We start from the raw sequence: 16,162 nt of genomic DNA on the forward strand, positions 1-16,162 counted from the left end.
GCGGGATCTCACCCGGCACTTACTGGCACTGATCGGCTCTTGCGGTGTGATTCCGACGTATGAGGCACATCGCCATCGCATCGCAAGCAATGATGTGCAGCGCCTACTGGTCCGCGTACCACCGCAGCAGTCGCTCCACCTCGACGCCGATCGCGTCCAGCCCCGGGCGGAACCACTTCCGGGAGTCGACCAGGTCGGGATTCTCCGCCAGCACCGAGCGGACCTCGCCGGTGAAGATCTTGTTCAGGTGCGTCGAGACGTTGATCTTGGTCATGCCCGCCTCGATCGCCGCGCGCATCCCCTCGTCACTCACCCCGGACGAGCCGTGCAGCACCAGCGGCACGTCCACCGCCGCCGCGATCCGCGCGATCAGCTCCGTGTCCAGCACAGCGCCACGCGTGGTCATCGCGTGCGAGGAACCGACAGCCACGGCCAGCAGGTCCACCCCGGTTTCGGCCACGAACCAGGCGGCTTCGCCGGGATCGGTGCGCGCGGAGGGGTCGTGCACCCCGTTCTTGCCGCCCACCTCGCCCAGTTCCGCCTCCACGCTGACCCCGCGCTCGTGCGCAAGCCGCACCACCTCGGCCGTCGTGGCGACGTTCTGCTCGGTCGGCAGCTTGGACCCGTCGTACATGACCGAGGTGAATCCCAGGTCGAGCGCCTCACGCACCAGATCGACATCGTCAGCGTGGTCCAGGTGCACCACCACGTCCACCGACGCTGCTCTGGCCAGCGCGAGGGTCGCCATCCCGATCGGCGCCAGCGCCCCGTGGAACGTCACCGCATTCTGGCTGACCTGCAGCACCACCGGGTGGCCCGCGCGTTCGGCAGCGGCCACGAAGGCGGCGCCATGTTCGAGGTGGACCACGTTGAACGCACCGAGTCCGGTGCGCGCTGCACGGAGGGGGGCGGCAACGGTCGTGAGGTCAGCGAGCGGCATCGAGAGGCTCCGTCCGGATCGAGGTGCGCATGCGCGCGTAGGCATCGGCGTCGACCGCACCGGCCGTCGGCATGAGCACCGCGGCGGCCGAGAGGGCAACAACATCGGGCAGATGGTCGGCCAGTGCGGCCCCCTCGGCGCCGGAGGCGACCGCCGCCGCAAGCGCAGCCACGGCGGCATCACCGGCACCCGTCGGGTTACCGCCATTGATCGGCTCGGGACGCGCCTGCCAGGCACCGTCGGCGGTCACCAGCAGCACACCGTCCGAGCCGCGGGAGACGAGCACGGCACCGGCGCCGCGGCGCAAGAGCTCGCGCGCCCCGGCGACAGGATCGTCGAGACCCGTCGCGGCCTGCAACTCGAGGTGGTTCGGTTTGAGCACTGTCGGCCCAGCGGACGCGACGGCGAGCAGCGCCGGACCGGAGGTGTCGGCGATCACCCGTGTTCCCGCATCGACGAGGGCCCGTACGAGGTCGGGCAGGTCCGTCTCGCCGGTGCCTGGCGGGGTGGAGCCGGAGATCACGACGACGTCACCCGCCCGGGTGCGGGCCTGCACGGTGCGTGAGAGCCGTTCCCAGTCCCGGTGGGCTACCGGGGGCCCTGGTTCGTTGATCAGGGTCGCCCCGGCCTCGTCCACGATGGTCACGGTGCGGCGCGTCTCTCCCGCTACCAGGGTCCAGTCCTGGTGCACGGGCGAGTGGCTGAGCAGGTGCTCCAGGTGCTCACCGGTGCTGCCGCCGAGGAAGCCGCCGCAATCCACGTCGTGGCCGAGTGCGGCCAGCACCCGGGCAACATTGATCCCCTTGCCACCGGGAGTCTCAGTGACGTCGTCGGTGCGGTGTACCTCTCCGATTCGCAGGCGGGTGAGCCGGTAGGTGAGGTCCAAGGCTGGGTTGGGGGTGACGGTATGAATCATCGGCGCTCCTGTCGCAGCTCAAGGGCCAACGCACCTGCGCCCAGGCATCCCGCCCACGACCCCAGCACAGCAGCACGTAGCGGTGCGCGCAGCTCGGTGGGGAGGCGCTGCGCCAGCGCAGCACGCAGAGGTTCCAGGACGGCGTCCCCCGCCTCGGCCAGTCCGCCTCCCAGGACGATCGGGACGGGTCCGAGGAGTCCGGCGGTGTCGGCAAGCAGGTCGGCGAGGGCATCGATCGCGGTACGCACGATCTCGGCGGCCACAGGGTCGCCGGTGGCGAGCCGCTCCAGCACGCCTCGGGCGCCCGCGCTGACGTCACTCGATCCGGTGGCGGCAGCGTAGCGAGCGGCGAGCGCCGAGGCCGAGGCGATCTGTTCGAACGGGACACGGGCGCCTGGGTGGTCGGGGTCGGGGATGAGCACCTGCCCCACCTCCCCGGCCCAGCCGGTGCCCCGCACGACCCCGTCGAGCACGAGTGCCGAGGCGATCCCGGTGCCCAGCGGCATGAACAGCATGTCCCCGGCCGCGCCGGCGCCCCACAGCGATTCGGCCAGGGCACCGGCCCGGACGTCGTGGCCGAGCAGCACCCGTCGCCCGAGTCTGTGCTCGAGGATCGCCTGGAGCGGCAGGTCCCGCCACCCCAGGTTCGCCGCGAAGGTGACCACACCGGTGCGCTCGTCGATGATGCCCGGATTGACGACTCCGATCGCCGGCTCCGGGGTGCGGTCCACCTCTGTTGCGATCACCTCGGCCAGCACGTGCGGATCGCGAGGCGTCGGTACGGTGCGAGTATCAGTCAGGCTTCCATCACTGGCGACCCGGCCCAGTTTGATGGTCGTACCGCCGATATCCACGCCCAGCGCCGTCGCGGGGCTCACTGCCATACTCATCGCCTCAGTCGAGGATCACGGCGCGCGAGAGGTGCCGTGGGGTATCCGGGTTCAGGTTCCGCGCCTCGGCCCGGGCGACGGCGAGACGATGCAGCAGCACGAGATGAGCAAGCGGGTCGAGATCGCTGGTGGCCAGGTCGGCCCCCGTGGCGTGCACGTCCTCTGTGAGCCCAGCGGGTGGCTGACCGAACACCCACACCACCCGGCCGGGCTGGGCGATCGAGATCGGACCGTGCCGGTACTCCATCGCGGGATAGGACTCTGTCCAGGACTGCGAGGATTCACGCAGTTTCAGCGCCGCCTCATGCGCCAGGCCAATGGTCCAGCCGGTGCCGAGGAAGCTGATCTGGTCCGCCGCCACCCAGTCCGCTTCGATCGGGGCTGCCAGGGCCGTGCGAGCGTCAGCCACTGCGGCCGCGAGGTCCTCACCCAGGCTGGCGCGCAGGACCAGCAGCACGGTGCTCGCGAATCGGGTCTGCACGACCGAGGACTCATCCGCGCGGTCGAGCACGATCTCGTGATCGGCATGGGCGGCGGCAGGTCCCTCACCCACAGCCGTGAGCAGCACGCTGGGAGTAGCCGTGGCGGACAGGAGCTGCACGATCTCGGTGGTGGTGCCCGAACGGGAGATGGTCACGAGCCGGTCATAGGAGCGTCCGGCAGGAAACTCCGATGCGGTGAAGGCGTCCGTGACCCCGTGGCCGGCGGCCTCGCGCAACGCGGCGTAGGACTGCGCCATGAACCAGGAGGTGCCGCATCCGACCACGGCGACGCGTTCGCCCTTGGCGGGCAGGCCGACCGAGTCACGGGTGTGCGCGATCGCCCATTCCCACACCTCGGGCTGGGAGGCGACCTCGACGCTGGTCTGCGACTGCGGTGCTGCGTCTGACACGGAGAACCCCTTCACTGGTTGAAAGTTTCTGATCATAGTACCCTGTCATCAATCAGAAAACATCAAGGAGGGGCGATGAATCGCGACGACCGTTTGGCCTCGCTGCTGGACATGGTGGTGGCGCGCGACCACGTGCAAGTCGAAGACGTCGTCTCCGAACTCAGTGTCTCGCCCGCGACGGCTCGGCGCTACCTGGATTCCCTCGCCGCCCAGCAGCTCGTGGTGCGCACCCGGGGCGGCGCGCGGATGCAACCCTCCTCCGGGGATCTTCCGTTGCGGTACAAGGCGGCGCGCCACAGTGCGCAGAAGGCGAGGATCGCCGCGGCCGCCGCACACCTCGTCCAGCCTGGTCAGGTGGTGGCGATCAATGGCGGCACCACCACCACCGAGGTCGCCCGCGAACTCGCGGTGCACACCGGCCTGCGCGACAGTGGCCAGCCCGTCACCGTGGTGACCAACGCCGTCAACATCGCCGGCGAACTCGCCGTCCGCGCGCACCTACGCGTCGTGGTGACTGGAGGCGTGGTGCGGGCACAAAGCTATGAGCTCACCGGCCCGCTCGCTGACCTCCTGCTCGGGCAGGTCGAGATCGACACACTGTTCCTCGGTGTGAACGGTCTCGATGCCAACGCGGGAGCGTGTGCTCATGACGACGGCGAAGCCTCGATCGCGGCCTCTCTCGCCGCGCGCTCGGCCCGGGTGGTGGTGGTTGCCGACTCCTCCAAGCTGGGCCACCGCGCGTTCGCGCGCATCGTCCCGGCAGCGCAGATCGATGCGGTGATCACCGACGACGGGGCCGACCAGTCCGTGGTGACCTCACTCCAGCGGGCTGGGATCGACGTCACGCTCGTCTAACAGGCGTCCACCGACCTAGCAGGCCCGCCCGGCCGGGCGAACCGGTCAGCCGCGCAGTACTGCGAGCAGTCGCTCGACCGATGAATCCAGACCCCAGCGAGAGACCAGGGCCGCCAACGCCTCCGGATCGGCGGGCGCGGGACGCTCGGGCACGCTCCCCGGGCGGCGCAGGTCGAGCCCACTGCGGTCGATGGCCTCGATGTCACGCGCGACGGCCACCACCCGTGGCGCGACGTCGAGGTAGTCCGCGGCGGCGTTGATCTTCGCGCGCATCCCGGCAGCGAGCGGGGTGCCGGGATCGGCCGCAGCGGCCCTCACCCCGGCGATGTCGCCGTAGCTGGCCAACAGGGAGGCAGCCGTCTTCTCCCCGACACCCTTCACGCCGGGCAGACCGTCAGAACTGTCCCCGCGCAGCGTCGCGAAATCGGCATAGCGAGCGGCCGGGACCCCGTACTTCTCCTGCACGACGGCATCGGTGAGCACCTCGTGCCGCCCGACCCCGCGGGCGGTGTAGAGGACGCGCACCGGGTGGCTCGGACCACCAGGATCGCTATCACTGCCGTCGCTGACCAACTGGAACAGGTCCCGGTCCCCGGTCACCACGTCCACGGCCATTCCGGCGTCGGTGGCGAGCGTGCCGATCACGTCGTCCGCCTCGTAGCCATCAGCTCCGACCACCGCGATGCCCAGCGCCGCGAGCGTCTCGGCGATGACCGGGACCTGGACCGCCAGCGGATCCGGAACTTCCTCCACGTCGCTGCCCTCGCGTACCTCCTCGACCACCCGGTGCTCCTTGTAACTGGGCACCAGGTCCACCCGCCACTGCGGGCGCCAGTCGTTGTCCCAGCAGCAGGCGACGTGTGTGGGCTGATACTGGTCGATCAGCCGGGTGAGGAAGTCCAGCAGCCCGCGCACCGCGTTCACCGGCGTACCGTCCGGGGCGGTGATCGAATCGGGGACACCGAAGAAGGCGCGGAAGTACAGCGAGGCGGTGTCGAGCAACATCAGCGACTGGCGATCGGTCATACCGCCTAGCCTGCCCTATCGCGGGCGGCAAGCCCACGCGATCGTCACTTCCACCACCGCACGGTTTCCTTCAGCCCCTCGGCCAACGGTGTCGGCTCCTGGCCAAGGAGCCCCTCACTGCGGGATGAGTCGACAACGAACGGGCGGTCGAACATGTAGCCGGTTTCGGCCAACTCACGCATCTCGGAGGAGACCATGCCGAGTGCGCGCATCAGGCCGACCGGGATCGCGCCCGTGCGCGGCACCGCAACCTCACCGGCCCGGGCCACCTGTGCCACCAGCTCGCGCTGGGTGACCGGCGGCGCGGTCGGGGCGAGCAGGAAGGTGTTCCACAGTTCTTCCCGGCCTGCCGCCGCGATCATGGCCCGCGTCAGATCGGGTACGTAGGTGAACGAGTGCGGCTGGTCGAGGCTCCCGACGAGCCAGAGCCTCCTACCGGCCAACACCGTCGGCACCAAGCGCTCCCCCGCATGTGCGGTACGCACCCGCGGGCCGTAGAAGTCCGACGCCGCCACACTCACGGTGGGCGTGGAGTGAGCACCGCGCGCAGCGAGCAGATCGCTGCGCACGCCGAGCTTGCCTCCGCTCGCCCACCCGTATCCGGACTCGGTCATCGGAGCCTCGACCACGCCGTAGGAGTACAGACTCTCCGGGAAGACCACGACGGCGCCGACCTCGCCCGCGACGTCCATGACCACCTGCTCGGCGGCGGGCAGCTCAGCCCGCCACGTGGCCGCCTCATATCGGGAACCATGAATGCAGTGATAGATGCTCACGGCCCCCTCGCACGCCTCCCGGAGCGCGGTGCGGTCTGACGCGTCGACGCGACGACGCTCCACCAATGGGTGCTCCGGCCCGGAGCCGGAACGCGTGAGTACCCGCACCCGCTCGCCCGCCTCGGCGAGTTGCAGAGCCAGGGTGGAGCCGACGGGTCCGGCTCCGGTGACGATGTGGATCGTGGACATGACAACTCCTGAGGTCTGAGACAAAGAGAGAGCACCGCTCTCGTTCAATGGTGGCAGGCGTGGAACTCGAAAACAAGAGCATCGCTCTCTTTGGTTGCATGCGCTCTCTCGATGCGCCACGATCGACCGATGAGCCCCACGCCCCGCGAGCGCGCCCGCGCCCAGACCGAACGCGACATCATCCGGATCGCCCGCGCCCACCTGGCTACCGGTGGTGCCGCGAGCCTGTCGCTACGCGCGGTCGCGCGCGACCTCGGCGTCGTCTCCTCGGCCGTGTACCGGTACGTGCGCAGCCGGGACGAGTTGCTCACCCTGCTCCTGGTGGAGGGGTACACGGAGTTGGCGGACACCGTCGATGCTGCCCTGGAGCACGTGGCGGACCAGGACGACCGCACCCGGTTCTACACCCTCGGGAACGCGATGCGGGAGTGGGCGAAAAGTGAACCTGCGATGTACGCCCTGCTCTACGGCACCCCGGTCCCGGGCTACGACGCCCCCGGTGAGCAGACCACCGGCCCGGGGACGCGCGTCATCCTCACCTTCGCAGATCTGGTCGAGCAGGCCTATCGCGCCGGTCGGCTGGCGCCATGGCCGGGCACAACAGCACCGGGTCCGAGTTCAGACTATGACGCCATGCGTCGCGACCTGGTCCTTACCGGCGACGATGCCACCATCGGACGCACCTTCCTCGCTTGGCACGCACTCATCGGCGCGGTCACCGCCGAGCTGTTCGGACAGTTCGGACCGGACACCTTCAGTGACCCCGCTGCCCTGTTCGCCCAGCAGCTGTCGCTCATCGCCGACACTCTCGGACTCGCAGAGGCACCCCTCCCGCCCGAGCAGCCCCAACCAGCCTGCCGACCACCACTCGGTTGACACGGCATCATCGAACACGGGAACCTACCTGACACGTGTTAGGTCGCTGATCTCTGACCCTCTGGGAGTACCCGTGCCCCATCCCCGCCTCGACCCGTTCCCTCGCCTGCATGTGCGGCCGCCCTCGGGCTGGGTAAACGACCCGAACGGCATCGCCTACATCGACGGCACCTGGCACGTCTTCTACCAGCACAATCCGGACGCTCCGGTGCACGGGAACATCTGCTGGGGTCACGCCACCTCGACCGACCTGCTCACCTGGACCGACGAGCCGATCGCACTACGCCCGCGCCCGGAGACGATCGACGCCGGCGGGGTGTGGAGCGGCGTCGCCACGATGGCCGACGATGAGCCCGTGCTCGTCTACACCGCGATGCCCGGCGACCCGGCTGAGGCGGGTGCGGCTTTGGCCCGGCGCCGCCGGGACGGCACGTGGCAGCAGTCCGACCAGTTCGCTGCTCCCCCGGCGCCCGGCCTGCGGGAGATGCGCGATCCGTTCCTCGTGAGCGTCGATGGCCGGCGATACGCGCTTCTCGGCGGTGGCCGGACGGACGGCACTCCGGTCGTCCTGATCTACGATGCCACCGATCTGGAGCACTGGGAGCTGCTCGGCGACCTGCTCACCGGTCCCGACCTCACACCGGACCTGCGCACGCTCGCCCACGCCCAGATCTGGGAGTGCCCGCAACTGGTGCGGCTCCCGAGTGCGGACGAGGAAGGCCACACATGGGCACTGATCGTCTCGCTGTGGCACGACGAGCCGGGGGTCCCCCAGCTCGATGGCGTCACTGTGCTGCTCGGCGAACTCGATCTCACCGGCACTCACCCCCGGATCCTTCCTGAAGCCGGGCACCGGCTCGACGACGGCCCTGACTTCTACGCCCCCCAAGCCGTCGCGCACGAGGGGCGGGTGCTGCTGTGGGGATGGACCTGGGAGTCCCGCAGCGACCGCACCGAAGCCGAGGTCGAGGAGGCCGGATGGGCGGGTGCACTCACGTTCCCCCGCGAGTTGTTCCTGGCCCGGACGGCGGACCGTCCACAGCTCCACAGCGCACCCGCCCCCGAGCTCACCGGCCTACGACGGCGGCCCCTCACCGTGCCCGAGAACGGCACCCTCGCTGTGCCCGCCTGGGAGATCGCGACCACCGAAGCAGGAGAGGTGCACGTGCGCCTGGTCGGCCCCGACGGTATCCGTGAGGTGTGGTCAGCCGCTGCGGCCACCTCCGCGACCGTATTGGTCGACGGCTCGGTGCTGGAGGCCTTCGTCGACGGCCGGGCCAGCACTGTCCGGGCCTACCCCCGCGCCGGGGAGGCCTGGCAGGTGGAGGCGAGCTGCGCCGTCACCGGTTGGGAACTGGGCCCACCGACTCCCTGAGCACGAGACGGCACGGCACGTGCACATCGGAATCCGGCAGCGGATCGCCGTCGAGCAGGTGCGCCAGCAGCAGTTCGACGGTCCGTTCGCCGATCTGCTGATGCGGCAGTGCCACCGTGGTCAGTGCCGGGACGGTTTCGGCGGCGATCTGATCCTCGTCGTCATAGCCGACGACGCAGACGTCCTCGGGAACCCGTAGCCCAAGGTGGGCGGCGGCCAGGAGGACGCCGAGGGCCACGCGGTCGCGGGCGGCGAGGATCGCCGTCGGACGGTCGCCAGCCGGGGCATCGAGGAGCGCGGTCCCCCACCGCACACCGTCCGCGATCTGCCACCCGGCGTCGATGACACGCACTCGCGCACCGGCTGCCGCGGCGGCGCGCTGTGCGCCCGCAATGCGGCATTCGGTTGCGCTCCCTCGTCGCGCTCCCTCGACGCCCGCCAGCATCGCCACGCGCGTGTGCCCGCGGGAGAGCACCGCTTGCGCTGCAAGGGCCCCTCCCTGCTCGTCATCAGCGATCACCCCCGCAGGTCCTTCGCGGCTGACGCAGTTGGCCAGCAGCGCAGGAACCTCGAGCATCCCGGCAGCGGGCTCGTACTCGCGCAACGACATCGCCGCGTGCACGAAACCGTCGACCTGGCGGGCCCGCAACGCCGCGACCATCTCCCGCTCTCGCGCCGGGTCACGTCCGTAGTCGGCCACTATCGTCACGTAGCCGCGTGCGTATGCGGCCTCCCGGGCTCCCTGCAACAGTCTGCCGGCGAACGGGCTCTGGGTGATCTCGTCGGTGATCACCCCCAGCGTCGCCGTGGACCGCCGCCGCAGGTTCACCGCGGCCGAGTTCGCCACATATCCGAGCTCGGCGGCCGCGGCACGGATGCGATCGGCGTTCTCGGCCGAGATGTTGCCAGTCCCGCGGCCGTTCAACACGAACGAGACGGCGGTGCGCGAGACACCCGCGAGCCGTGCGACGTCGGCACTGGTCGGCCGAGGAGCACTGGTCGGTCGGCGGTCCGGCACCGGCCCCTCCCTCATGTCAGCTACGGGGCGCCTATGCTATCGGTGCGACCGGTGCCGAGCGTCACGACCGGGTCGCGTAGAAGGCAATAGCCGACGAAGCCGCCACGTTGAGCGAGTCGACGCCGTGCATCATGGGGATCGTCACTCGTCGATCAAGGCGCTGGTCGACCGCTGGCGTCAGACCATGCCCCTCGGTGCCGAAGACCAGTGCCAGGTGCTGGTGATCCTCCGCGACCAACGCGTCGAGCGAGATCGCACCTTCACCCAGCGTCATACCTGCCACGACGTAGCCGGCCTCCTGCAGCAGTTCCATGTCTGCCGGCCATCTGCCCAGGCGGGTCCACGGCACCTGGAAGACCGTACCCATCGACACACGGATAGAACGGCGGTACAGGGGGTCAGCACAGCTGGGCGTCACGAGGACAGCGTCGACCCCGAGCGCAGCGGCACTGCGGAATGCCGCCCCGAGATTCGTGTGATCGACGAAGTTCTCGAAGATCGCGATCCTCGAACGGCGTGGGCCCTCGCTGTGCCTCGCCGCCCGGCGAGCGTCCGCGAGGAGATCTGCGACGGCCGGTAGTTCCGGCCGGTGCATCGCCGCGAGCGCCCCGCGGTGCAAGTGGAAACCGGTGATGGTGTGCAGCACATCCTCCTCGGCGAGGTAGACGGGCACCTCTCCGTGCTCACCAGCACCCACCTGCGCCAGCAGGTCCTCAAGGTCAGCCAACCAGCGCGGCGCCATGAGGAACGACCGCGGCCGGTAACCGGCCGCCACGGCTCGCCGGATCACGGTGGAGGACTCCGCCATGAACAGCCCTCGCTCGGGCTCGAGCAGACGGCGAAGGGCCACGTCAGTCAGCCGCGTGTAGTCGGCCAGCCGGTCCTCGCCCAGGTCGGCGGCGGTCAGTGTCAGCACAGGCACCCGGTGAGCCTACCGATCGTCTGACCTTCCAGCCGATCTGGCATCGCGCCGTCGTCGTATCGTCATCATCAAGCGACATCGACGACCGAAGGAGACCTGCCATGGCAGAGGAGCCTCACGACATCCACCTGGTGATCGGCAACGAAGAACTGGTGATCCGTCGGCTCTACCAGACGCTCTCGATCGTCAACGACATCGGGATCGGGCTGATCTTCCTCATCGGCTCGTTCATGTTCTTCGGCGAGAGCACGATGACCGCCGGGACGGTGCTGTTCGTGATCGGCAGTGCTCTCATGCTCATTAGGCCGTGCATCCGCATCGGACGCCAAGTACACCTGAAGCGCATCGGCTCGAAAGATCCCACGGATTCCGCACTCGGGTACTGAGGCGCTCTATCGGGTCAGCAGCCACCGCCGTGCGGGCCGGTGGCCGGCCTCCCGGTCACTTTCAGCGAAGCGGATCGCGTTGCGGTAATGGACCGTCACCTGCTCGTTGACGGCGTCCCAGCTACGGCCGTCCGTCGACTCCCTCGCCGTCATCCCCATCTCGGCACGACTGACCGGGTGCTGGACCAGCCATGCCACTTGCGCACGCATGGCCTCGAGGTCGCCCGGCGCATACAAGAAGCCGTTCTCGCCGTGTTGGATGAGGTCGATCGGTCCACCGCGAGCCGGCGCGATCGTCGGCACCCCGCACGCCTGGGCCTCCTGAATCGTCTGAGCGAAGGTGTCCATCTCCCCGGTATGCACGAAGGCGTCGAGGCTGGCCATCATGCGGGGAAGGTCACGGCCGTCGAGGCGACCGGTGAACGTCGCCCTCGGGAGCACCCTCCGCAACCATGCGTCCCTCGGCCCGTCGCCCACGATCACCACCCGCACGCCCGGAAGGTCCTGCAACGTGGCGAGGTCCTCCACCTGCTTCTCCCGGGCGAGCCGTCCGACATAGCCGACGAGCACCTCACCACCGGGTGCCAACTGCGAACGAAGCGCGTCGTCGCGGTGCACCGGCGAGAACCGGTCGCGGTCGACACCGTGCGGCCACACTGCCACCCGGTGGACGCCCCGGTCGATCAACTGCCCGCAGGCATAGCTCGACGGCGCCAGCGACAGGGTGGCGCTCTTGTGGATGTCCTCGATACGCCGCCACAGCAGCGGCTCGATCCGACCGATCCGGTACCGCTTCGCGTATGACGGGACCTCCGTCTGGTAGACCGCGACGGACGGCAGGTCGAGTGCGTGTGCCGCGCCGATGGCTTGCCAGCCGAGCAGGAACGGTGCAGCCAGGTGGATGACGTCAGGGTCGAAGGAACGCAGGTGGTCCTCGAGGGTACGCACGCGTGGGGTCGACAGTCGCAGCTCTCCGTATCCGGGAAGGGGGACGGCCCGGAACCGGCGCACCGAGGCACCGGCGTAACAGGTCACCTCGTCCTGACCACGCCCGGCCGCGGGGGCCAGGACGAGCACCTCGTCCCCACGAGCCGCGAGGTACTCCAACAACCGCAGCAGCGTAACGGTCACCCCGTTCGCCTGCGGCAGGAATGATTCTGCGACCACAGCGATGCGCACATGTGCATCGTGTCAGATGGGCACGTGGAAGCGAGTCAGCCTATGGGCTGATGTTGCACAGCCGTCTCACTCCGACGGCGTAGCTCCCCCGGTCCGGATACGTCAGTCCACCTCGGCTGCTGCCGCCGCGAACTGAGACCGGTAGAGGCGCGCATACGCGCCCTCGGCGGCGAGCAGCTCGTCATGGCTGCCCTGCTCCACGATCGATCCCTCCTCCATCACCAGGATGACGTCGGCGTCGCGGATGGTGGAGAGCCGGTGCGCGATGACGAAGCTCGTGCGGCCGCGGCGCAGTGCGTTCATCGCGCGCTGGACGAGCACCTCGGTCCGGGTGTCGACCGAGCTGGTGGCTTCGTCCAGGATCAGGATCGCCGGATCCGCGATGAACGCCCGGGCGATGGTCAGGAGTTGCTTTTCCCCTGCGCTCACCGCGACGCCAGTGGTGCCCTCCTCGTCGAGCGCGGTCTGATAGCCGTCCGCCAGTGTGCGCACGAACGGGTCCACACCGGTGGCCTCGGCCGCGGCGAGCATCTCCGCGTCGGTGACGGACCGATGGCTTCCGTACCGGATGTTGTCCTCGATCGAGCCGTTGAACAGCCACGTATCCTGCAGCACCATGCCGATGTGGGATCGCACCTCTGCCCGGGTGAGGTCCCGGGTGTCGACGCCGTCGATGGTGATCCGACCGCCTTGCACCTCGTAGAAGCGCATGATGAGGTTCACCAAGGTCGTCTTGCCCGCACCGGTCGGTCCGACGATCGCGATCGTCTCGCCTGGTTCGGCGACGAACGTCAGGCCTTCGATCAGCGGCTGATCCGGCCGGTAGGAGAAGTCGACATCCTCGAACGCGACGCGGCCGGCGACTGTTCCGAGGGCGGCCGGCTGCGGCGGGTCACCGCTCTCCTCCTCCTCGTCGAGTAGGTCGAAGACGCGTTCGGCCGACGCCGCACCGGACTGCATGAGGTTCATCAGCGAGGCGATCTGGGTGATCGGTTGCGAGAACTGCCGTGAGTACTGCACGAACGCTTGGACGTCGCCCAGCGACATCGTTCCCGCCGCCACCCGGAGCCCTCCCAGGACGGCGATCACCACATAACCGAGGTTGGCCACCCACCCCATCACCGGCTGGATCGTCCCGGTGATGAACTGGGCCCTGAAGGAGGCGCGGAAGAGTTTGTCGTTCTCCTCCCGGAACGTCGCCTGCGCCGCCTGCTGGTGGCCGAACACGTGCACCAGGTCGTGCCCGGTGTACATCTCCTCGACGTGCGCATTCACTGTCCCCGTGCGCTTCCACTGCTCCACGAACTCCGGCTGCGAGCGTTTCGCGATCTGGCCGACGACGATGGCGGACAGCGGGATGGTCACGAGGGCCACCAGCGCCAGCTGCCAGGAGATCCACACCATCATCGTCACCACACCGACGACGGTGAGTACGGAGGTGATCAGCTGCGAGAGCGTCTGCTGAAGCGACTGGGCGATGTTGTCGATGTCGTTGGTCACCCGGGAGAGCACCTCTCCCCTGGCCTGCCGGTCGAAGTAGCGCAGCGGCAGGCGGCCGAGCTTGGTCTCCACACGCTCGCGCAGCCGGTAGACGACCTGCTGCACCACCGTGGTGATGAGGCGGCCCTGGAGCCACGTGAAGAGGAAGGCACCCGCGTACACGGCGAGCACGACGGCCAGCACGGCAGCCAGCCGGTCGAAGTCGACACCGTGGCCAGGGACGACCTGCGGCATCCCGGCGAGCATGTCCGCCTGCGAATCCTCGCCCGCTGCTCGGAGCGCCTCGATCGTTTCCTCGCGAGACATCGACGGGTCGAGCATCCGTCCGACGAGACCGTCGAAGATGACGTTGGTCGCGTTCCCCAGCATCTTCGGCCCGATGACGGTCAGGAACGTGCCCGCCGTTCCGAGCAGCACCGCGATCAGCACCCATGTGCGGTCTGTACGCAGCTCGGTGAGCACTCGGCGAGCAGCACCGAGAAGATCGCGGGGCTTCTCGGCGGGCATTCCGAAGCCACCGCCGGGCCCAGGGCCGGGCCGGGGGCGTTGCTCGACCTTGACCTGTGCCTTGAGCTCGGAGTCGTCGGCGCGCTCGCCGGCGGTCACGTCGGGCTCCGGCGGCCCTGACGAACCGCCCGTGTGGGCCTCCTCGTGCGGTCGTGGACTCCTCGCGCTCACGCTGCTTCCTCCGCGCTCAGCTGCGAGGCCACGATCTCCTGATAGGTCTCGTTCTCGGCGAGCAGCTCTGGATGCGTGCCTCGGCCCACGAGCCGGCCGTGCTCGAGCACCAGGATCTGGTCCGCGTCACGGATCGTCGCCACCCGCTGGGCCACCACGATCACACTCGCCTGTCGGGTCATCGGCTGCAGCGCAGCGCGGAGAGCGGCGTCGGTGGCATAGTCCAGCGCGGAGAAGGAGTCATCGAAGAGATAGACCGCCGGCTGACGGACCAGCGCTCGCGCGATGGCCAGGCGCTGACGCTGACCACCCGAGACGTTGGTGCCTCCCTGAGCGATCCGGGCCTCGAGCCCGCCGTCCATGGAGCGCACGAAATTGGCCGCCTGAGCCACTCGTAGCGCCTCCCACAGCTCGGCATCGCTGGCATCGGAGCGCCCGTAGCGCAGGTTCGAGGCGACGGTGCCGGTGAACAGATACGGCTTCTGTGGAACCAGACCGATGATCTGCGACAGCAGCTCCGGATCGAGATCGCGCACGTCGACCCCATCGATCTGCACCGACCCCGCGGTGGTGTCGAACAGCCGCGGCACCAGGTTCAGCAGCGTCGTCTTGCCTGCTCCGGTCGACCCGATGATGGCGGTGGTGGTCCCGGGGGTGGCGACGAGATCGATCTGGTGGAGCACATCCTTCTCTGCCCCCGGGTACCGGAAGCTCGCTCCGGCCAGCTCCACCAGTCCACGTACCGCTTCCGGCCGCTGTGGTCGCAACGGCGCATGCACGGTGGGTTGGGACTGCAGCACCTCCTGGATGCGCTCGGAAGAGACAGCAGCGCGTGGGGCGAACATGAACATCATCGTCGCGATCATGACCGAGAACATGATGAACATCAGGTAGGACAGGAACGCCACCAACGAGCCGATCTCGGCGCTCCCGGCATCGACCCGCTGACCGCCGAACCAGATCACTGCCACCGAGGCGACGTTCACGATCAGCATCACCATGGGCATCGCGAGGGCCATCAACCGTCCGACCTTGACCGCGACATCCCTCAGATCGGCGTTGGCCACGCCGAAGCGCACGGCCTCGTCGGCCTCCTTGACGAATGCCCGCACGACACGGATTCCCGTGATCTGTTCCCGCAGGATGCCATTGACTGAATCGATCCGCTTCTGCATGGAGCGGAAGTACGGCACCATCCGCATCGCGACCAGGCTCATCGTGCCGCCCAGCACGGGCACGACCACCACGAGCAGCAACGACAGGCCGGCATCTTGCCGCACGGCCATCACCACACCGCCGACCAGCATCATGGGGGCCATGATGATCGCGGTCAGGGCCATGAAGACGAACATCTGAACCTGCTGCACGTCGTTCGTCGATCGTGTGATCAGTGACGGGGTCCCGAGTGTGGACATCTCCTGTGCGGAGAACCGCATCACCCGGGTGAAGAGCGCTTCGCGCAGATCACGCCCCAGTGACATCGCGGTCTTTGCGCCGATGTAGACCGCCACGACGCTCGCCACGACCTGCACAGCACTGACAGCGAGCATGGCTGCGCCGATCTGCCAGATCAGGGCGGTATCACCTGCAACCACGCCGTCATCGATGATCCGGGCGTTCAGGCTCGGCAGGTAGAGCGCTGCCAGGGTCTGGACCAGCTGCAGCGCACAGACGAGCACGAGCGACCAGCGGTACGGGGCGAGTGAGGCGCGCAGAAGACTCGGCACCCCGTGAACGTACACCT

Annotated in this window: 15 protein-coding genes; 4 read left to right on the forward strand and 11 right to left on the reverse strand. The window is 68.8% G+C overall.

The genetic code is table 11. From position 1 onward, the window contains the following. Positions 1-103: 103 nt before the first annotated feature. The 4 genes from FV560_RS15075 to FV560_RS15090 are packed head-to-tail and all read right to left on the reverse strand — an operon-like array spanning position 104 to position 3,638. Positions 104-940: a class II fructose-bisphosphate aldolase gene (locus FV560_RS15075; protein WP_159622376.1), complete on the reverse strand. Its 837-nt coding sequence runs from the start codon at positions 938-940 to the stop codon at positions 104-106. Next, positions 927-1,856 carry a 1-phosphofructokinase family hexose kinase gene (locus FV560_RS15080; RefSeq protein WP_159622377.1) on the reverse strand — a complete coding sequence of 310 codons (930 nt, stop codon included), beginning with the start codon at positions 1,854-1,856 and terminating at the stop codon, positions 927-929. The genes FV560_RS15075 and FV560_RS15080 overlap by 14 nt, the downstream gene beginning before the upstream one ends. Then, a complete protein-coding gene (locus FV560_RS15085) occupies positions 1,853-2,746 on the reverse strand; it encodes an ROK family protein (protein WP_159622378.1) in 894 nt (297 codons plus the stop codon). Before FV560_RS15085 ends, FV560_RS15080 begins: the two co-directional genes overlap by 4 nt. 4 nt (positions 2,747-2,750) lie before the next feature. Further along, positions 2,751-3,638: an SIS domain-containing protein gene (locus tag FV560_RS15090; protein WP_235020152.1), complete on the reverse strand. Its 888-nt coding sequence runs from the start codon at positions 3,636-3,638 to the stop codon at positions 2,751-2,753. A gap of 75 nt (positions 3,639-3,713) precedes the next feature. Between FV560_RS15090 and FV560_RS15095 the strand changes: the two genes are divergently transcribed. Continuing rightward, the gene (locus FV560_RS15095) at positions 3,714-4,493 is read left to right on the forward strand and encodes a DeoR/GlpR family DNA-binding transcription regulator (RefSeq protein WP_159622380.1); all 780 of its coding nucleotides are present in this window, start codon (positions 3,714-3,716) and stop codon (positions 4,491-4,493) included. A 45-nt stretch (positions 4,494-4,538) separates the two neighbouring features. Here FV560_RS15095 and FV560_RS15100 read toward each other — a convergent pair whose 3' ends face one another. After that, positions 4,539-5,519 (reverse strand): 5'-3' exonuclease, encoded by a 981-nt coding sequence (locus FV560_RS15100; protein WP_200837722.1) that lies wholly within the window; start codon positions 5,517-5,519, stop codon positions 4,539-4,541. A gap of 44 nt (positions 5,520-5,563) precedes the next feature. Further along, positions 5,564-6,484 carry an NAD-dependent epimerase/dehydratase family protein gene (locus FV560_RS15105; RefSeq protein ID WP_159622381.1) on the reverse strand — a complete coding sequence of 307 codons (921 nt, stop codon included), beginning with the start codon at positions 6,482-6,484 and terminating at the stop codon, positions 5,564-5,566. 129 nt (positions 6,485-6,613) lie between these two features. On the opposite strand from FV560_RS15105, the gene FV560_RS15110 reads away from it, so the two are divergent. Further along, positions 6,614-7,360 carry a TetR/AcrR family transcriptional regulator gene (locus tag FV560_RS15110; protein WP_159622382.1) on the forward strand — a complete coding sequence of 249 codons (747 nt, stop codon included), beginning with the start codon at positions 6,614-6,616 and terminating at the stop codon, positions 7,358-7,360. A gap of 73 nt (positions 7,361-7,433) precedes the next feature. Next, on the forward strand, positions 7,434-8,735 hold the full coding sequence (locus FV560_RS15115; protein ID WP_159622383.1) for a glycoside hydrolase family 32 protein: 1,302 nt from the start codon (positions 7,434-7,436) through the stop codon (positions 8,733-8,735). Here FV560_RS15115 and FV560_RS15120 read toward each other — a convergent pair. Beyond that, on the reverse strand, positions 8,701-9,753 hold the full coding sequence (locus tag FV560_RS15120; RefSeq protein WP_159622384.1) for a LacI family DNA-binding transcriptional regulator: 1,053 nt from the start codon (positions 9,751-9,753) through the stop codon (positions 8,701-8,703). The two genes, FV560_RS15115 and FV560_RS15120, sit on opposite strands and share 35 nt — an antisense overlap. A gap of 61 nt (positions 9,754-9,814) precedes the next feature. Beyond that, positions 9,815-10,666 (reverse strand): TrmH family RNA methyltransferase, encoded by an 852-nt coding sequence (locus tag FV560_RS15125; RefSeq protein ID WP_420853379.1) that lies wholly within the window; start codon positions 10,664-10,666, stop codon positions 9,815-9,817. A 110-nt stretch (positions 10,667-10,776) separates the two neighbouring features. Between FV560_RS15125 and FV560_RS15130 the strand changes: the two genes are divergently transcribed. Continuing rightward, entirely contained in the window at positions 10,777-11,061 is a 285-nt protein-coding gene (locus FV560_RS15130) for a YrhK family protein (RefSeq protein ID WP_159622385.1), read from the forward strand. Positions 11,062-11,067: 6 nt separating this feature from the next. Here FV560_RS15130 and FV560_RS15135 read toward each other — a convergent pair whose 3' ends face one another. From FV560_RS15135 to FV560_RS15145, 3 genes are all read right to left on the reverse strand, one after another. Beyond that, positions 11,068-12,240, reverse strand: coding sequence for a glycosyltransferase family 4 protein (locus tag FV560_RS15135; protein ID WP_159622386.1), 1,173 nt, complete (start codon positions 12,238-12,240; stop codon positions 11,068-11,070). 102 nt (positions 12,241-12,342) lie between these two features. Beyond that, positions 12,343-14,247, reverse strand: a complete 1,905-nt coding sequence (locus FV560_RS15140; protein WP_159622439.1) for an ABC transporter ATP-binding protein — start codon at positions 14,245-14,247, stop codon at positions 12,343-12,345. A 167-nt stretch (positions 14,248-14,414) separates the two neighbouring features. Continuing rightward, complete coding sequence (locus FV560_RS15145; RefSeq protein ID WP_235020154.1) at positions 14,415-16,145, reverse strand: ABC transporter ATP-binding protein; 1,731 nt, start codon at positions 16,143-16,145, stop codon at positions 14,415-14,417. Between the last annotated feature and the right edge of the window lie 17 nt (positions 16,146-16,162).

It is taken from the genome of Ruania rhizosphaerae, assembly GCF_009805705.1.
GTDB lineage: Bacteria > Actinomycetota > Actinomycetes > Actinomycetales > Beutenbergiaceae > Ruania > Ruania rhizosphaerae.

What these genes read in the sequence shown, in the direction of transcription:
- FV560_RS15075 (WP_159622376.1), bottom strand. Translation starts at nt 940, where the DNA reads ATGCCGCTCGCTGACCTCACGACCGTTGCCGCCCCCCTCCGTGCAGCG.
- FV560_RS15080 (WP_159622377.1), bottom strand. Translation starts at nt 1,856, where the DNA reads ATGATTCATACCGTCACCCCCAACCCAGCCTTGGACCTCACCTACCGG.
- FV560_RS15085 (WP_159622378.1), bottom strand. Translation starts at nt 2,746, where the DNA reads ATGAGTATGGCAGTGAGCCCCGCGACGGCGCTGGGCGTGGATATCGGC.
- FV560_RS15095 (WP_159622380.1), top strand. Translation starts at nt 3,714, where the DNA reads ATGAATCGCGACGACCGTTTGGCCTCGCTGCTGGACATGGTGGTGGCG.
- FV560_RS15100 (WP_200837722.1), bottom strand. Translation starts at nt 5,519, where the DNA reads ATGACCGATCGCCAGTCGCTGATGTTGCTCGACACCGCCTCGCTGTAC.
- FV560_RS15105 (WP_159622381.1), bottom strand. Translation starts at nt 6,484, where the DNA reads ATGTCCACGATCCACATCGTCACCGGAGCCGGACCCGTCGGCTCCACC.
- FV560_RS15110 (WP_159622382.1), top strand. Translation starts at nt 6,614, where the DNA reads ATGAGCCCCACGCCCCGCGAGCGCGCCCGCGCCCAGACCGAACGCGAC.
- FV560_RS15130 (WP_159622385.1), top strand. Translation starts at nt 10,777, where the DNA reads ATGGCAGAGGAGCCTCACGACATCCACCTGGTGATCGGCAACGAAGAA.
- FV560_RS15140 (WP_159622439.1), bottom strand. Translation starts at nt 14,247, where the DNA reads ATGCCCGCCGAGAAGCCCCGCGATCTTCTCGGTGCTGCTCGCCGAGTG.